Annotated in this window: 13 protein-coding genes; 6 read left to right on the forward strand and 7 right to left on the reverse strand. The window is 61.3% G+C overall.

Translation table 11 applies throughout. The annotated features are described in order from the left end of the window. Window positions 1-17: 17 nt before the first annotated feature. Window positions 18-935, reverse strand: a complete 918-nt coding sequence (locus tag MOP44_RS23425; protein ID WP_260792828.1) for a sigma-70 family RNA polymerase sigma factor — start codon at window positions 933-935, stop codon at window positions 18-20. Window positions 936-1,054: 119 nt separating this feature from the next. On the opposite strand from MOP44_RS23425, the gene MOP44_RS23430 reads away from it, so the two are divergent. After that, a complete protein-coding gene (locus tag MOP44_RS23430; protein ID WP_260792829.1) occupies window positions 1,055-1,780 on the forward strand; it encodes an SDR family NAD(P)-dependent oxidoreductase in 726 nt (241 codons plus the stop codon). 69 nt (window positions 1,781-1,849) lie between these two features. Here MOP44_RS23430 and MOP44_RS23435 read toward each other — a convergent pair whose 3' ends face one another. The 4 genes from MOP44_RS23435 to MOP44_RS23450 all read right to left on the reverse strand — a co-directional run bounded on the left by MOP44_RS23435 (window position 1,850) and on the right by MOP44_RS23450 (window position 6,682). Further along, entirely contained in the window at window positions 1,850-2,716 is an 867-nt protein-coding gene (locus tag MOP44_RS23435; RefSeq protein WP_260792830.1) for a dienelactone hydrolase family protein, read from the reverse strand. Window positions 2,717-2,841: 125 nt separating this feature from the next. Then, entirely contained in the window at window positions 2,842-3,570 is a 729-nt protein-coding gene (lptB, locus tag MOP44_RS23440) for an LPS export ABC transporter ATP-binding protein (RefSeq protein ID WP_260792831.1), read from the reverse strand. Between the two features lie 22 nt (window positions 3,571-3,592). Next, window positions 3,593-5,995 (reverse strand): hypothetical protein, encoded by a 2,403-nt coding sequence (locus tag MOP44_RS23445; protein WP_260792832.1) that lies wholly within the window; start codon window positions 5,993-5,995, stop codon window positions 3,593-3,595. Continuing rightward, on the reverse strand, window positions 5,996-6,682 hold the full coding sequence (locus tag MOP44_RS23450) for a hypothetical protein (protein ID WP_260792833.1): 687 nt from the start codon (window positions 6,680-6,682) through the stop codon (window positions 5,996-5,998). Between the two features lie 193 nt (window positions 6,683-6,875). On the opposite strand from MOP44_RS23450, the gene MOP44_RS23455 reads away from it, so the two are divergent. Further along, entirely contained in the window at window positions 6,876-7,967 is a 1,092-nt protein-coding gene (locus MOP44_RS23455; protein ID WP_260792834.1) for a WD40/YVTN/BNR-like repeat-containing protein, read from the forward strand. A 205-nt stretch (window positions 7,968-8,172) separates the two neighbouring features. On the opposite strand, the gene MOP44_RS23460 is transcribed toward MOP44_RS23455, so the two are convergent. Then, entirely contained in the window at window positions 8,173-8,337 is a 165-nt protein-coding gene (locus MOP44_RS23460) for a hypothetical protein (RefSeq protein WP_260792835.1), read from the reverse strand. Between the two features lie 241 nt (window positions 8,338-8,578). On the opposite strand from MOP44_RS23460, the gene uvrA reads away from it, so the two are divergent. The 3 genes from uvrA to pyrE all read left to right on the forward strand — a co-directional run bounded on the left by uvrA (window position 8,579) and on the right by pyrE (window position 13,259). Next, a complete protein-coding gene (gene uvrA, locus MOP44_RS23465; protein WP_260792836.1) occupies window positions 8,579-11,566 on the forward strand; it encodes an excinuclease ABC subunit UvrA in 2,988 nt (995 codons plus the stop codon). Further along, window positions 11,563-12,549: a CPBP family intramembrane glutamic endopeptidase gene (locus MOP44_RS23470; RefSeq protein ID WP_260792837.1), complete on the forward strand. Its 987-nt coding sequence runs from the start codon at window positions 11,563-11,565 to the stop codon at window positions 12,547-12,549. The genes uvrA and MOP44_RS23470 overlap by 4 nt, the downstream gene beginning before the upstream one ends. Window positions 12,550-12,644: 95 nt before the next feature. After that, complete coding sequence (gene pyrE / locus MOP44_RS23475; RefSeq protein ID WP_260792838.1) at window positions 12,645-13,259, forward strand: orotate phosphoribosyltransferase; 615 nt, start codon at window positions 12,645-12,647, stop codon at window positions 13,257-13,259. Window positions 13,260-13,425: 166 nt separating this feature from the next. Here pyrE and MOP44_RS23480 read toward each other — a convergent pair whose 3' ends face one another. Beyond that, a complete protein-coding gene (locus MOP44_RS23480; protein ID WP_260792839.1) occupies window positions 13,426-14,178 on the reverse strand; it encodes an OmpA family protein in 753 nt (250 codons plus the stop codon). Between the two features lie 361 nt (window positions 14,179-14,539). Here MOP44_RS23480 and uvrC point away from each other — a divergent pair, with 361 nt between their 5' ends. Further along, a complete protein-coding gene (gene uvrC / locus MOP44_RS23485; RefSeq protein WP_260792840.1) occupies window positions 14,540-16,576 on the forward strand; it encodes an excinuclease ABC subunit UvrC in 2,037 nt (678 codons plus the stop codon). The last annotated feature ends 97 nt before the right edge of the window (window positions 16,577-16,673 follow it).

Below are 16,673 nucleotides of genomic sequence, written 5' to 3' on the forward strand. Positions count from 1 at the left end.
TCGTCGGGCGCGGATGATCACTGCGGTTGTTCTGCAATCGAGATAGATTCAGCGGCCGCGAACACCCATGGGCAATGCAGATAGTCGATGACCCGCGAAATCTTCGACCCCTCTCGCTGAACACGAATCAGCGAGTCAGGAACCCAGCTCTCCTGTATCCATCGCCGGCAGATCACAACAAGTTCTCCATCGGCCTCTCCAACTGCCATCGACCACGGAACCTTCATGCGCTCATACACGCCGAAATACGAAGCATTCGCGAGCGGTCCCACAAATCTGTCGTCCACCTGCAGACGCGCATCGGCCGTGATGAGTTCGTGAAGCCCGCTCCAGTCGCGGTCATTGAAGCACTTCACATACAGATCGAGTAAGCGCCTAAGCTCCTGGTCCGCCTCACGCCGTTTGAACGTGGGCTCCGACATCTGTGCGAGCTTCGCGCGCCCCCGATGAATCGCCGCTTTAACGCCGGCAATGGTCGAACCCGTCAATTCTGCTGTTTCCTGAAGCGAGTATTCGAACACTTCCTTCAACAGAACGCACGCTCTCTCCATCGGCGGAAGATGGATGACGAGGTGTTCCACTGCGATCTTGACCGCGTTGCCCAGCGGCAACTCAGGCTCAACCAGCGCTGGCTCGGCTGCCACCAGCGACTCGGATTCCATCCTCACGCCGCGACGACGCAGAAAGTCGACACAGCGATTGTGCGCGATGCGGAAAAGCCACGGCGAAACAGGCCGCGATACATCGAAGGTCTCGAGTTTGCGATAAGCATCGAAGAGAGCGTCCTGGACGATATCTTCGCCATCCATCACGGAGCCCGTCATACGCGCGCAATACCGGTGAAGCGCAGGCCGAATGGTTGAGAGCGTCTCAAGGAACGCTCGATACCGCGCATCCAGCGGGCCATCCGGCAACGTCAAGGTCGAAGTTTCCATACCCCTAATACGCAGCTCGCTTCGGCTAGGATACGTCACCGGCTTTGCGTATCCTTTGCCGTCGGTCCTTCGTAATAGCGGATGAAACAAGATCACTTGGAAGCACGAGGAGAATTCCCATGAACATCAATGGCAAGTCTGTATTCATTACCGGCGCCAACCGCGGCATCGGCAAGGCTCTCGCCCAGGAAGCGATCGAGAGAGGTGCCTCTCATGTCTACGCCGGCATGCGCACACTTCAGGAGACGAGTGACAAACGCATCACTCCGATCAGGCTCGATGTCACAGATCGTTCGCAAATCACAGAGGCTGTCTCTCGCCTGAATCGCCTCGACATCCTCATCAACAATGCAGGCATCGCGATCTACGACGATCTCAGCAGCGCCGACGTCATCAAGACGCACCTGGCAGTAAATCTCCTGGGCCCATACGAGATGACGCGCGCATGCCTGCCGTTGTTGAAGCAATCCAAAGGCGCGGTCGTCAACAATCTTTCCATCGTGGCAGTGGCTGCGTTGCCACTCATCCCGTCCTATTCAATCTCGAAAGCAGCTTCGCTCAACATGACGCAGTCGCTTCGGGCTCTTCTCAAGAGCGACAGTGTCACCGTTCACGGCGTCTTCCTCGGCCCGGTAGATACAGACATGAACAAAGGCCTGGATATCCCGAAGGATTCGCCTGCTGCTGCCGCGAAGGGGATCTTCGATGGCTTGGAACGCGGTGAAGAAGACATCTTCCCTGACGCCCTCTCCGCGCAACTAGCCGAAGGGTGGAGACGCGGTCTCGCGAAACAGCTGGAGACGCAAAACAGCGCATTCCTGGAATCCCTCACCGCTGCTAAGTGACGGGTGCCCCCGGTCCCGTGCCTTTGGGGACCGGGGACGGATGCAGATCAACCAGCAGACCTCGGCCCATCAGGCAAGGTTCCGTTTATACAGCGCCAGCAGTTCTGACCACGCCCGCTCGGCGCCAGCCTCGTTGTAGACCTGGCTGCCACGCACCGTCCACCCGTGGTTGCACCCCTCGTACACCTCAACCGTAGCCTTCAGATGCGCCGCGGCGAAGGCCTCTTTCAGCTTGTCCTTCGCCGTGGGATCGCGCTTGTCGTCGTTATCCGCAACTGCGCACAGAACCTCCGCCTTCATCTTCGGGATGAGAAGATGCGGGCTGTCCGGCTTGTCGCTCACCAGACCGCCTCCGTGGAAGGTGGCTGCCGCACCGATCCGATTGGCTATCGTCGCAGCCGTGCGAAAGGTCAACGGACCTCCCATGCAGTAGCCCTGCACGCCCATCTTTTTCTTCTTATTAGTCTGCGGCTGCGCGTCCAGAAAGGCGGTATACGCCTTGGCGTCGCTGATGTTGGCCTCGGCGGTAAGAGCAGCCGCCATGGGCATCACCTTCGCGCGGTCCTCGGGCTTGCTGAAGTCGAACGAGCCATCCACCACCGGAGCCTTCGCATTGCGGTAGAACGGGTTCGGCACCAGCACCACGTATCCTTCGGCGGCGAGCCTCTGGCCCATTTCGCGAAACACGGGCCTCAGGCCAAGAATGTCCGTCCACACCAAAACCGCCGGCCACGGCCCCTTGCCCTCTGGATAGAACAGCGCCGAATCAGACACGCCGCTCTCCATCTTCACGTCCACATCTTTCTGGACCACCTTGGCCTGCGCCGCCGCGAGTTTTGACTGCAAGGCAATGCTGGCCGCCGCGCCAAGCCCGAAGGTCCGACGCGTAACCGTAGGATCGTGGGTCAGGCCCTGGTGAATCATGTCGTCGCACATAGGGAAGCCTCTCTGGTTTTCAATTTCAGGAAGTATGGAGGACCACAGCCGGACTTGTCGACGGAGCCGATGGAGAAGAACAGACTACCCGCCCGGATCACCTGATCTACACAGGCAATCAAAAACTAGTCCAGCGAGAACCCTTCGCCCAGGTAAATCCGCCTCACATCTGGGTCATTTCCCAGCTCGTGCGGCGTGCCCGCCTTGAATATCTTGCCCTCGGCGATGATGTACGCCCGGTCCGTAACGCTCAGTGTTTCACGCACGTTATGGTCGGTGATCAGAATCCCGATCCCGCTCGCCTTCAAGTCGAAGATGATTTTCTGCAGCTCGAGCACCGCAATCGGATCGATCCCGCTGAAGGGCTCATCCAGCAAAATGAATTTCGGCTGAATGCAGAGCGACCGCGCAATCTCCACCCTCCGCCTCTCCCCACCTGAAAGCGCGTACCCACGCGTCGCCCGAATATGGCCGAGATTCAATTGGTTGATGAGGCGTTCTGCGCGCTTCCGCCGCTCCTTGTAGCTCAGCGGCTGGCCTTCCAGAACGGCCAGAATGTTCTCTTCGACGGTGAGCTTCCGGAAGACCGACGGCTCCTGCGGCAGGTAGCTGATGCCAAACTGCCGAGCCCGCAGGTACATCGGCGTGCGCGTGATCTCCGTATTATCGACTTTGATGTGCCCCGCGTCAGGCGCCACCAGGCCCACAATCATGTAGAAGCTAGTAGTCTTACCCGCGCCATTTGGCCCAAGCAGGCCCACCACCTCGCCACGGGAGATATTGAGGTCGACTCCCCGCACGACCTGCCGGCCCTTGTAGGACTTGCCGATTCCCTCGGCGATCAGTGTTTCCATCTATCTTGCTGATTCCAGAGTCTTATTTTGGCGCGACGGTCTGCGTCAATGTCTTGTGCCCCTGGCCTTCGATACTGACGCTATCATCGCGACTGTTGAAAATCAAAGCTTCTCCCGTCACCGATCCACGCACCGGATCAGTCATCCGCGGCGGCGCACCCGCCGTTCCCGTCAGCACATACTGCCCGTTGTCTCCTGAGTAGACGAGCCGCTCACCAGTTCCGCGACGCCCGTTAGATGTCACCACCACATTTCCAATCGCCGTCAGATGATCGACTTGCGCCGATGCGCCATCAGGCCCTGCATGATTCCCCGGCGGGAATAGCACCAGTTCCACCTCGTTCGACGAGGTCGTGGCCTCGGCGGTCTCCGCTACAACCTGTCCTACTGCCCCTGCGCGTAGCAGCGCCTTCCGCTCCGCACCCGAATACTTCAGATCCCCCGCCCGCACCCGAACCACCGACGGCCCCGAACCCTTCGTCTTTGCCTTTCCCGCCTGACTTCCGCTAAGCAGAACCAGATTCACCGGCTGCCCGGCCGCGCTCCGCGCGACCAGCGTCTGCCGTGACTGGTTCAGCACGATCACTGGCGCCGCGACCGAATTCGCATCCTGCCATAGCCGCGCCCCGCCGCGGAATGTCGCCTCGCCGGTATCCCGGTGCATCTGGGCCTCGGCCGCGATCACGTGCGCCGGCCCCTGCCCTCCGAATGCCAGCCCGCCCTGCGCCGTCTTCCCCCGCCTCGTTTCGTCCAGCCAGGTAGCCTTCACGTTGCCGCGCGCAAACGCATCTCCGCTCGACTGCGAGACGTCGAGCCTATCCGCAGTCAACTGCAGCGCCGCATCATCAATGCGCGGACTCTGCGTCAAATGCAGCCACTCACTCCCACCGTCATACAACGCATGTCCCGCCGTCGCCCGCAGCTTAGCGCCCGCATCGCCCGGCTTCTGCTGCGTCAGTACGACATTCCCATCAATGGTCGCCGACTGAATCTGTTGCGACAGATCGCCCTGCCCCGTAGCCTGCTTTCCCGTCGAGGCCATCACCGCCACCAGCCGGTCACCGCTGGTCGTTTGCCGCGCACCTGTAGCGGTGGTTTGCTCCAGTGCCGCGTGCCCTACTCCTGTAATCCGCGTCAACTCCTGCCGATCGCCGAACTCACCTGTGACTTCATCCGCTGCCATCCGCGACGGCACTACGGCGCCACCCTGCTTCTGCGACTGTCCGGTAATCACCACACCGCCGGTTCCCTTCACGGAAGACATCAGCAACTGGCCTTTCGCCCCATTGCGAAAGTCGACATCCGCCACAGGCGACCGCCAGTCGCGAATTACGTGCGGCTCATTCTGTCCCTGCTGTTCACTGTGCAGCACCACGCCACGTTCGAGCCGAGCATGCTTCAACTGCCCGTCGGGGCCGAACGCCAGCAGCGCCGTCGGCGCGGTCCCTCGCACGCTCCGGTCGGCCTGGACCGAGTCCATCGTAACGCCGCCCTCAAGCCGCCCCTGCAGCGGTTGATTCTTCTCATTGAAGTCCAACGATCCATTCGGGGCAGCCACTTTGGCCCCCGCCGCGTTGGTCAGCGTGAATCCATCGTCCGCGTCCAGCCGCTCCGCCGACCCATCCTCGCGGAAGCGGATCTGAGCCCGTCCCGCGGCAGCCTGCCCATTCCGGTAGCTCGCCTGCGCGGCGGTCAGGTTACAAACCAATTGCGTCCGCTCGAACTCCCCATGCGCCGCGCGCAGCACAATCGTCTCTCGCCCGCGGTGCACATTCAGCTCCACGTTGCGATCGAGCACGAGCTGCCCCTTGTCGGAGTCGAACGTAGCCCCTTGCGAACTTCCCTGCCCCTGCACCACGGCGAATTCGACGCGCTGCGCTGTCGTCGCTGAGCCGGTCTTCTGATCGAAGGTGAGCCCGCTGGTCTTCACCACGATCTGCCCTGATGCCACTTCATTCGCCGCGTTCGCCAGCGGCCCCGATTTCGCCGGAAGCTGCGGCTTTGCCCCTGGCGCGACCGCCGGCGCCTCCGTCGGGCGCGTGATCGTGATCTCTACCGGCCCGGCCGCCGCGGCAATCCCCGCCTTCTGGTCGTAGTCGAACTCGCCGCCCTTGATCCGATCGACGACACTGCCGTCCTGCCCATAAAGCTCGATCTCCACATCGTGCAGTTGCGCGCGCCCATCCTTCTTCAACTGCACTACCTTGCTGGCGCGAATCTTGAACAGCGTATGCCCGCCATGCGACTGCGTATAGACGAATCCGTTCGCCTGGCGCTGGATATCGGCCCCCAACTTATGCGGAATCTCCTTCAGGTTGAGCTTGTTCTTGATTTTGCTTAGCGCCAGGAAGCCGACCAGTGCCGCAATCAACAGCACCCCGCTGGCCAAAACCAGCGTGCGCAATCGTTCGATCGTCAGGCGCACCTAGTTCCCCTGGCTGAGCCGGGCCGCAAGCCTTTGCGCCAGGCTCTCGCCCAGCTCGCTCCACAACAGCCGAGCCGTAGCCCCCGATGCCTTCTCCACCGCATTCGTCAGATCCACTAGCTGCCGCACGTTCTCAGCCATGTGCTGTGCCGCAGCCGAATCAAGCTCGGCCTCTTCCTCCAGAAACGGCGCATCCGATCCAAAATCGATCCGGATGTGCCCGTCCTGCTCATACGCCCCTTCATCAAACAGCGGACCAAAGCCCGTCACCCGCACCAGTCGCGACGTCTTCGCCCATCGCGGCTCAAGCCCGGGGTCCCCATGGATAGGTCTTTGTCCATGGGGTGGAAGCCCAGCGCCGGTTTCGAGCTCCCACAACCACCACCCAATCTGGAACTCGTAGGCATAGTCGTCATGCAGGTTCTCAAGCGCTTCTTCAACTGCAACCCTTGGTTCCACCCCGAGTTGCGGCGGCTGCTCCGGATCACCCGCCTGGCCCACGGCGCGCCCCCAAACCCGTTGCCAGACGGGCGCTTCGTGCCAGTTCACGGGCCACACAGTGGCTGAATAGACGAGGGGTTCGCCACCGTGTTTCCCGAACTCGCCGAGGACCCGAATCAGCTTGTCGGCCAGCCCCGCAAGCCGCAGATTCGGATACCACAAACTCAGATAGAGAGCGTCGGACATCTTTATGATTGTAGACGCGAAACAGCCCTCATTCGATTCAACCTGCCTCGTCCAAACGGCAAGCAGTACCCAATACCTTGTCATTCTGAACGTAGTGAAGAACCTGCTTTGGGGCTGTCGACAACCATTGAGCCCAGAAGACAGAAAACCCTCGGCGCCCTTCCACCTGCCCGCCGGGCATTACACTTCCGCAATGCGCACGATCCGGCTCCTCATGTCGCTCGTTCTTGCGACGCCCGTCGCGGCCCAGTGGCAGATGCAGACCTCGAACACGACCGCCGATCTGCGCGGCATCCACAACGTCGGCAACGGCGTGGCCTGGGCGTCGGGAACCAACGGCACCGTCTTGCGCACTGAAGACGGCGGCTACGTCTGGCAGACCTGCGCCATCCCGCCCGGAGCCGAGAAGCTCGACTTCCGCGGCATCCAGGCCTTCGACGCCAACACCGCTATCGTCATGTCCAGCGGCAAAGGCGACCTCTCGCGTCTCTACAAAACCACGGACGGCTGCCACACCTGGAAGCTGATCTTCACAAATCCCGACAAAGATGGTTTCTGGGATGCGTTGATGTACGAAGAAGATGACGACACCATTTTCATTCTGGGCGATCCCGTGCACGGCAAATTCAGGCTCTTCTCGCAACAAGGTGAGAACAGTAAGTTCGGCGACAATTGGAACGGGTACCCAATCAGCGCAATTCCCGGACAGGCGGCGTTCGCCGCGAGCAATTCCCTCCTGGTCTATAACCTCGGTGAGGGCATGTTTTCATTCATTACCGGAGGCTCAAAATCGGAGATCATCCATGAAGAACACGGTCTCGATGTAAAGAAGGGGCTCTTCTCCGAGTGGTCGAGGAGTTCCCTCCCGTTTGCGTCCGGAGATAGCAGCGGGGCATTTTCGGTAGCGGCACGGCCCTACGAGAAATCCGAAGGGGACAAGCGTCACGCAGTGGTTGTGGGAGGGGACTACCAGCAGCCCGATGCGACGGCGCAAACGGCCGCATACAGCGATGACTGGGGATACAAGTGGTCTCCCTCCCAAACCCCGCCCCACGGCTATCGCTCCTCCGTCGCCTACGACGAAAAACTCAAAACCTGGATCACCGTAGGCCCCAACGGCACCGACATCTCCAGTGACGACGGCAAGAACTGGCGCGCAATCCATCCCAACGCAGCCCTGCACGAGCCTCCGGACGCCGACCGCAACTGGAATGCGATTTCCCTGCCCTACGTAGTCGGCCCTAAAGGCCGGATCGGCAAGCTGGATGAATCCGCCCTTAAATAGCAGCAGCCACCCTGCCCCGGTAGGGGCGAAACGAAAATAGCCCAGGCCAAGTCGAGCATCGCGAAGACTTGTCCTGGGTGATGCGCCACACCTCTAGCGCGTCCCGTAGGGCCGCGACGAATTCCAGGGTCCCCGTCAGCATAATTGCCGCATTGTGATGGATTGGCGCAAAGCGCCATGAAGGAACTGAGGTTGCCTCTAACTATTAAAGCGCCACTTCTGTGACCGGTTTCACCGCGACAGCCTTCGCCGGTCGCGGCCGCATCAGCGCAAAGCAGGCGCGGAACAGGCCGTATGCTGAGAGCACACCAAACGCCATCGAGCCAACGATCGCGCATACCAACATCACAAAGTTCAACAAGTCAGTCATACATTCCTCAACCGAGGCGGCTCCAAGACAGCAATGCCGGTCAAAACGAATGCGGCCCTAACTTAAGATGCTGGCCGGCCCTGCCTTCACTGTCTTGGCAGAGTTTACCCTTCGTTGACCCTTGTTTCTATTGACAACTAGAATACCTCTAGCGTGTTGCGTTTCAAACTGGTTGCGATTCCCTATCCGGTCAATCTCCGGTTAACCCCTGAGCCTGCTTCAGCACTGCACATCCACTGACATGTCCATCTCTCATATTTCGGTACGCGGTGCGCGCCAGCACAATCTGCAGGACATCAACGTCCGCATCCCCCGCAACACGTTGACGGTCGTCACGGGCCTCTCCGGCTCCGGCAAATCGTCGCTTGCCTTCGACACCATCTACGCCGAAGGCCAGCGGAGATACGTCGAGACCCTATCGGCCTATGCCCGGCAATTCCTGGATCAGATCGAACGCCCCGACGTCGATTCGATCGAAGGCCTCAGCCCAGCCATCTCGATTGAGCAAAAGACTACCAGCCGGAGCCCGCGTTCTACTGTGGGCACCATCACCGAGATTTACGACTACCTTCGCCTGCTCTACTCCAGCGTGGGCACGCCGCATTGTCCTAACTGCGGCCGCCCCATCGCGCGGCAGACCGCGGAGCAAATCGTTCAGCGCATTCTTCAGCTCGGCACCGGTGAGCGCATCACCATCATGGCTCCCGTGGTGCGCGGCCGCAAAGGCGAGTTCCGCGACCTGCTCGACGACCTCGACCAGCAGGGCTTCCGTGCGCGAATCGACGGCGAGATGACCGACCTCTCCGAGCCGCCCGCGCTCGACCGCCGCAAGAACCACACCATCGAAGCGGTAATTGACCGCGTGATCCTGAAGGCCCCCGGCACCGACGCGCCCGCTGCACCCGGTGGAAAGCCCTCCGTGGAAAAACGCCTTGACGCCGCCGTCTCCAAAGCCCTGCAGATGGCCAATGGCCTTGTGCTTGTCCTCCAGGCAAACGGCGAAGAACAGCTCTTCTCGTCCTCCATGGCCTGCCCCGACTGCGGCCTGGACGTGCCCAAACTCGAACCGCGCAGCTTCAGCTTCAACTCCACCTTCGGCGCCTGCCCGGAGTGCCACGGCCTCGGCTCCATGTACGACCTCGACCCGGTGAAGGTGATCACCGACTGGTCGAAGCCTCTTCTCGACGGCGGCCTCGGACCCGGCTCCGCGTCGCAATACCTGCTGCGGCTCATCAATATTGCCGCGGAGCGCTACAACATCAACCTCAAGACTCCGTTCGAAGATCTGCCCGCGAACCATCAGCGCATCCTGGTCTACGGGCCGCCGAAGAACGAAACCTCGCGCACGGGCTTCCACGGCATCCTCGCCTATCTGCGTCAGACCATTGAAGAGGCGCGCTCGGACGGCTATCGCGACTACATGATGAACTTCATGAGTGCGACGCCCTGCCCCGCATGCCGAGGCAAGCGCCTGCGCCCGGAGTCGCTGGCGGTGAAGATCAATGGCATGTCCATCGCCGATTTCACAGCGCTTCCCCTGAATCGCGCCCTACAGGCTGCCTACGAATTCAAGTTCACCGATCGCGAAGCTCTGCTTGCCGATCGCATTCGCCGCGAAGTGGAAGAGCGCCTGGAATTCCTGTGCGCCGTGGGGCTAAGCTACCTCTCGCTTGAACGCAGCGCGAGCACTCTGAGCGGTGGCGAAGGTCAGCGCATCCGCCTCGCCACCCAGATAGGCTCCAAGCTGCGCGGCGTCCTCTACGTCCTCGACGAACCTTCCATCGGCCTCCATCAGCGCGACAACAATCGTCTCATCGAAGCGCTCACGCAACTCCGCAATCTCGGCAACACCGTTCTCGTAGTCGAACACGACGAAGACACCATTCGCCACGCGGATTACGTGATCGACCTCGGCCCCGGCGCAGGCCGCCTCGGCGGGCACGTAGTTGCTGAAGGCACGCCGCAGCAGATCATGGACTGCCCCGAATCGCTCACCGGCAAATATCTCGCCGGCGACATCGGCATCCTGCATCGCGAAAAGCCGCGCCCCCTCACCGGCAAGTGGATCCAGGTGACAGGCGCGCGCGAACACAACCTGCAGGACATCAATATCCGCATTCCGCTGGGCGTGATGACGGTGGTGACCGGCGTGAGCGGCAGCGGCAAGAGCACGCTGATCAATGACATTCTGTACAAGTCGCTGGCGCAGTCCATCTACGGATCCCGCGAAGAGCCCGGTTCACACGAATCGGTCGAAGGCGCGAATCAGCTCGACAAGGTGATCCGCATCGACCAGTCGCCCATCGGCCGCACCCCGCGCTCCAATCCTGCGACCTATACGCAGGTCTTCTCGCCCATCCGCGATCTCTTTGCGCAACTCCCGGAGGCCCGCGAGCGCGGCTACAAGCCAGGTCGGTTCAGCTTCAACGTGGCCGGCGGCAGGTGCGAGGCATGCGAGGGCGATGGGCAGAAGCGCATCGAGATGAACTTCATGCCCGACGTCTACGTGCAGTGCGAGGTCTGCAACGGACGCCGCTACAACCAGGAAACGCTGGCGGTGAAGTTCCACGGATACTCAATCGCCGACATCCTCGACCTCACCATCGAAGACGCGCTAACCGTGCTAAAGGACGTGCCGCAGCTCAACCAAAAACTGCAGACGCTAGTGGATGTGGGCCTCGGCTACGTGCACCTCGGCCAGAGCGCAACCACGCTCAGCGGCGGCGAAGCGCAGCGTATGAAGCTTGCCCGCGAGCTCTCCAAACGCCAGACCGGCCGAACCCTCTACTTACTCGATGAGCCCACCACCGGTCTCCACTTCGATGATGTACGCAAGCTGCTCGAAGTGCTGCACCGCCTAACGGACCTGGGTAATTCGGTCATCATCATCGAGCACAATCTCGACGTGATCCGCAACGCCGACTGGATCCTCGACCTCGGCCCAGAGGGCGGCGAGGGCGGCGGGCGTTTGGTTGCGGAAGGCCGGCCGTTAAAGGTAGCGGCAAACGCGGAGTCATATACCGGGCAGTTTCTGCGGCGATACTACACTTCGGCCGACGGGCTCTTGCAGGCGATTGAGCAGGAAGAGGAGATCGTCGCCCCAGCCGTCGCACCGACCTCGAACGGCAATGGGGTCGCTGCACCGAAGAAGAGCGCCAAATCTGCGCCAGCAAAAACCGCCGCAAAGAAAGCTACGAAGAAGGCTGCCAGGAAGCCGGTGCGCAAATGAGTACGCCACCCCAGGCCGGCCCGCACGATCCGGAAGGGCCGCAGCTTCCGGAACTGGAGAGCTACGAGCCCGCGCCGGCGCAGGATCTGCTTCCGCCAGCGACGGAGATCGCGCCGGAAGCGGCGCCGCAAACCGAATCCTATTTCGACACTTACGCGAGCCGGCTGCCCCCGCCACCGCGGTTTCCCAACATCCTCGATGTTGTGCTGATGTGCATTCTGCTGAGCGTGGGCTGGCTCGCCTCAGGAGCGGCAGCCGCCACAGCGCTTCACTTCCGCCTCTTCGGTGTTCACACGGAGAAGCAGGCCGCGAACGACATTCACTACACAATGGGAGCCCAGACCATCTGGTACCTCGTGGCGCTGGCGCTGTGGATGCTCATCTTCCCGAAGATCTGGCACACGCGATTTTTCGCGGGCGTTGAGTGGCGCGCTGCGGCGGCGTTTCGCCTGCGATGGCAGCTCTTCTGGGCCGCGTTCGCGTGCTTCGTCCTCGCCATCGTCGACGGCCTCCTGCTGCCGGGGCCCAAGGAAGCGCCGATCGATCAGGTCTTCCGCATGCCCGGGGGCGCGTGGTTTCTCTTCGCCTTCGGCATCACACTTGCGCCGCTGATTGAGGAGACGATCTATCGGGGATTCCTGCTGCCGGCCTTCTCCACGCTGTGGGATTTCACAGCTGAGCGCATCCAGGATCGGCCTGCGCCGTGGCCTGACGAGAACGGCAAAGTGAAGTGGTCCCTGGGTGCGATGGTGTTCGCGTCTATCGCAACCAGCGTCCCCTTCGCCCTGATGCACGGCTACCAGACCAGCTACTCGTTTGGCACCTTCATCCTGCTGTTCGCCGTGAGCCTGGCCCTGTGCTGGGTGCGCCTCAGCACGCGCTCCCTGGCGGCCAGCACAGTGGTGCACGCGTGCTATAACTTCCTCCTGTTCGCGCTCATGATCTGGGGAACGGGCGGCTTTCAAAATCTGGACAAGATGTGAAAAGAGCCATGAGTGGCCAAGTAGCTAGTAGCTTCATCGCGCCAATGTGCAGCTACTAGCTACCGGCTACAAGCTACCGGCTAGAATTGATCTCGATGACCACCTCCAGCCACGCTCAGCAACTGCTCTCCATCCTCGCCCGCATCAGCTTCAAACTCGGCCAGTTCAAGCTCTCCTCCGGCGGCACGAGCGACTACTACATCGACTGCCGCACCACCACGCTGCACGCCGAGGGCGGGCGCCTAACCGGCCACGCCATCCTTGATCTGCTTGAGACGAACAAAATCGACGCCGAAGCCGTCGGTGGCCTGACCATGGGCGCGGACCCAATCGTGTCGAATGTGGCGACGGCAAGCGCGTGGCGCGCCCAGCAGCATCCCGGCTCGCCACTGCTCCATGGCTTCCTGGTGCGTAAGGCGGAAAAGGCCCACGGCACCGGCCGTCGCATCGAGGGCTTCTGCCGCGAAGGCGCACCCGTGGTCATCGTCGACGACGTCTGCACCACCGGCGCTTCCACTGTCAACGCGATCGAAGCCGCGAAAGAGGCCGGCATGACCGTCGCCGCCGTAGTCTGCATTGTGGAGCGCGAGGAAGCCAACGGGCGGCCGGCTGTCGAGGCCGCCGCAGGCGACGCGCCCTTCCTCCGGCTGTTCAGCGCCAACGACGTTCGCGCGGAACACATCAAGCAGCTCGACCACGCAAAAGCATGACACCACGGCCGACTCTGCTATCCCAGCCACATCCAGCTAAGCGTTGACGGCTGAGTGCTACCAGCTATGTCTCCAAACACAGGAAAGCCCCGGCGGGGGTCCGGGGCTCTTCCTGTTCTGCGCATTAGTTCTGTAATTTAGGTCTGCGTCAAACCTCACCGCGGGCTTAATTACCCGTCGGCGTGGCCGACTTCGCCTGGGTGCCGCTGTCGCCGCCACCCATATTCGTCAGCAGCCGGATTTCCACGCGGCGGTTCTTCTTGCGGCCTTCCGCGGTATTGTTCGGCGCAACTTCCTTATCCTTGCCAATGCCAATCAAATAGAAGCGGTGCGCCGGCACGCCATACTTCGACGCCAGGTACTGGACCACTGCATCTGCGCGGCGGTTGCTCAGCGCGTAGTTGTATTCGGCCGAGCCGGTCGAGTCCGTCCCGCCCGTCACTTCGAGGATGTAGCTCTTGGCGCCGTTCAGCTGGCCGGCGAACTGGTCAAGCTGGTCCTTGTCGTCCTTGGTCAATACCGCCTTGTCAAAGCCGAAGGTCACGGATGTATCGGCCATGGAACGGTAGTTGTCGAGGCCCTTCACCACCTGGTCGAGCGAGTCGGCGCGATGAACGGCATCGTTGGCAGAGGTCTCGGCATCGCCGGCGGCCTTCTGCGCGGTCTGGGCATTCTGCTGAGCGGTGTTGGCAGCACCCTGCGCCTGCTGAATACCGCTCTGCGCACGCTGATCAACATCCTTGATATTGCGGTTGTTATCCGCCGTCTTGTCGGAGAGCGTGTTGGTCTTGTCCACCAGTGGAGCGGTCTGGTTGCGAACGTAATTCTTGCTGGCGCAACCGGTTACTCCCGCCAAAGCCAAAGCTGCGGCAGCAGCCGCAACGCAAGGTCCGGAGCTAATCCCGAATCGAGAAATCATGATCCTCTTTTCCTCCTGTCGCCGTGGCTCGCAAACTCCAATCGCCCGGCCGACACGTTGTCCGTCACTTCTGTTGGATGCACATCATAAGCCAAACATCAGACAGCCAAATAAAGCGAACACCTTCAGATAGTTAGGTCGATTTCCACGCACGTGGCGACCCGCAAAAACCGTGTAAACTTTACCCTTTCGGTAAGGAATGCCATTCACCTCCGGCTGAAGTGGAAGATTTTTCAGCACGTTAGGGCGTCCCAGGAGTCCCCTGAACACTCCCGTTCATCCAATCTGCGTCGCCTAAAATAAAGTGCCGCCTGTTCGCGTTGCGATCACCCAGCGCCGGCGTTTGCACTGAAATCGAAGCATGGACCTCATCGAAAAAATCCGTACCCTGCCCACTCAGCCCGGCGTGTATCTCTACAAGAACGCCGAGGGCGAAGTCATCTACGTGGGCAAGGCCAAGAACCTGCGCTCGCGCGTGCGCTCCTACTTGCTTGAGGCCAGCCAGGCCAACGCCAAAACCGGCTCCCTCATGCGCGAAGCCATCGACCTCGACTACATCCTCGTCGCCAACGAGCACGAGGCGCTCGCTCTCGAAAACAATCTCATCAAGCAGAAGAAGCCGCGCTTCAACATCCTGCTGCGCGACGACAAAACCTACCCCTACGTGAAACTCACCCTCGGCGACAAGTACCCCAAGGTCTTCGTCACGCGCCGCCTCCGCAAAGACGGCTCGGCCTACTACGGTCCCTACTTTCCCGGCAATCTTGCCTATCGCGTAGCCGAGCTCATCCATCGCAGTTTTCTCATTCCGAGCTGCAAGGTCGATCTCAATCGCACGCATCCGCGCGCCTGCCTCGAGTACTACATCCACCGCTGTCTCGGCCCCTGCGTCGAAGGCCTCACCACACCCGAGGCTTACAAAGAAGCCGTCCGCGACGCGCAGCTCTTCCTTGAAGGCAAGCAGGCCGAACTGGAGCGAGCGCTCACGCAGCGCATGATGGCCGCCGCTGAAAATGAGCAGTTTGAAGCGGCCGCGCGTCTCCGCGACCAGCTCACCACCGTGCACCAGCTTCAGGAGAAGCAGCGCATCGCCACGGCCGAGCAGGACGATGACGCTGATGTCTTCGGCTATCACTTCGAAGGCGGATCGCTCGCGGTCAACCTCTTCCACATGCGCAACGGTAAAATCGTCGACCGCCGCGAATTCTTCTGGGAAGATCTCCCTGAGCTGATGGAGTCACTCGCACTCGAGCGCGCCACCGGCACTGAGGACGACACGAGTGAGTTGGCAGGTCCGGGCTCGGTAGGTCCGGGCTTTAGCCCGGACGCACAACCCTCCTCACAAAAGCCTGGGGCTTTAGCCCCTGAGGTAGAGTTCAACCCCGGCGCCGTCTTCTCAGCTCTCCTCAAGCAGCTATACATCGACCAGCCCTACGTCCCGCGCACAATTCTTGTCCCCGTCGACTTCCCGGATCGAGAAGCCCTCGCCACGCTCTTGGGCGAGCGTGTGAAACGCCGCATCGAGCTGGCCGTTCCCCAACGCGGCGAGAAGCGCTCTCTCGTCGATCTTGCCGGGCAGAACGCGAAGCAGTCCTACACGCAGCGCTTCCGCGTGCTCGAGCCCTCGCGCAAAGCTATTCAGGAAGCCCTCGCCGACGCGCTCATGCTGCCCGAGCTTCCCAAGCGCATCGAGTGCTTCGACATCTCGCACATTCAAGGCGCCGAAACCGTCGCGTCTCTCGTCGTCTGGGAAGACGGCAAGATGAACAAGTCCGCCTACCGAAAGTTCAAAGTAATGACGGTGCTTGGAGTGGACGATTTCGCATCCATGCGCGAAGTCGTGGCACGCCGCTACAAACGCATCCTCGAAAGCTCGTCCCAAGGTGCGGGTGCCCCCGGTCCCTCGCCTTCGGGGACCGGGGATGGCTCTCCATCCACCAACAAAGAACCGAAAACCATGCCCTCCCTCATCCTCATCGATGGCGGACTCGGCCAGCTTCACGCGGCCGCCGATGCCCTGGAGGAACTGGGCATCACAAACCAGCCCCTCGCCTCCATCGCCAAGAAAGAGGAAGTCATCTACGTACACGGCAACGAAGACGAACCCGTAGTCCTCGACCGCCGCTCGCCCGTGCTGCACCTGGTGCAGATGATCCGCGACGAGAGCCACCGCTTCGCCATCGGCTATCACCGCCAGCGCCGCGCCATGCGCGACCGCTCCAGCGAACTGCTCGATATTCCTGGCGTCGGCGCGCTCACTCGCCAACGCCTCATCGCACACTTCGGCAGCCTGCGCGAGGTCCAGCAAGCCACCGCCGAATCCCTCGCCGCCGTAGTCCCCAAGAAAACGGCCGAATCGATCTGGCGCCATTTCCACGAGGCTCAACCCGCTAGCTAGCCTCATCCTTGCATTGTCATTCCGAGCGGAGCGCAGCGCAGTCGAGGAATCTGCGGTTGTTCTATAGGCTCCTGGTGCATACTGGGATGAATCACGC

This window comes from Occallatibacter riparius (assembly GCF_025264625.1).
Taxonomy (GTDB): Bacteria; Acidobacteriota; Terriglobia; order Terriglobales; family Acidobacteriaceae; genus Telmatobacter; species Telmatobacter riparius.

Excerpts from the sequence above, each read along its gene's own strand:
- MOP44_RS23425 (WP_260792828.1), bottom strand. The coding sequence starts at position 935 with ATGGAAACTTCGACCTTGACGTTGCCGGATGGCCCGCTGGATGCGCGG.
- MOP44_RS23430 (WP_260792829.1), top strand. The coding sequence starts at position 1,055 with ATGAACATCAATGGCAAGTCTGTATTCATTACCGGCGCCAACCGCGGC.
- MOP44_RS23435 (WP_260792830.1), bottom strand. The coding sequence starts at position 2,716 with ATGTGCGACGACATGATTCACCAGGGCCTGACCCACGATCCTACGGTT.
- lptB (WP_260792831.1), bottom strand. The coding sequence starts at position 3,570 with ATGGAAACACTGATCGCCGAGGGAATCGGCAAGTCCTACAAGGGCCGG.
- MOP44_RS23450 (WP_260792833.1), bottom strand. The coding sequence starts at position 6,682 with ATGTCCGACGCTCTCTATCTGAGTTTGTGGTATCCGAATCTGCGGCTT.
- MOP44_RS23455 (WP_260792834.1), top strand. The coding sequence starts at position 6,876 with ATGCGCACGATCCGGCTCCTCATGTCGCTCGTTCTTGCGACGCCCGTC.
- MOP44_RS23460 (WP_260792835.1), bottom strand. The coding sequence starts at position 8,337 with ATGACTGACTTGTTGAACTTTGTGATGTTGGTATGCGCGATCGTTGGC.
- uvrA (WP_260792836.1), top strand. The coding sequence starts at position 8,579 with ATGTCCATCTCTCATATTTCGGTACGCGGTGCGCGCCAGCACAATCTG.
- MOP44_RS23470 (WP_260792837.1), top strand. The coding sequence starts at position 11,563 with ATGAGTACGCCACCCCAGGCCGGCCCGCACGATCCGGAAGGGCCGCAG.
- pyrE (WP_260792838.1), top strand. The coding sequence starts at position 12,645 with ATGACCACCTCCAGCCACGCTCAGCAACTGCTCTCCATCCTCGCCCGC.
- MOP44_RS23480 (WP_260792839.1), bottom strand. The coding sequence starts at position 14,178 with ATGATTTCTCGATTCGGGATTAGCTCCGGACCTTGCGTTGCGGCTGCT.
- uvrC (WP_260792840.1), top strand. The coding sequence starts at position 14,540 with ATGGACCTCATCGAAAAAATCCGTACCCTGCCCACTCAGCCCGGCGTG.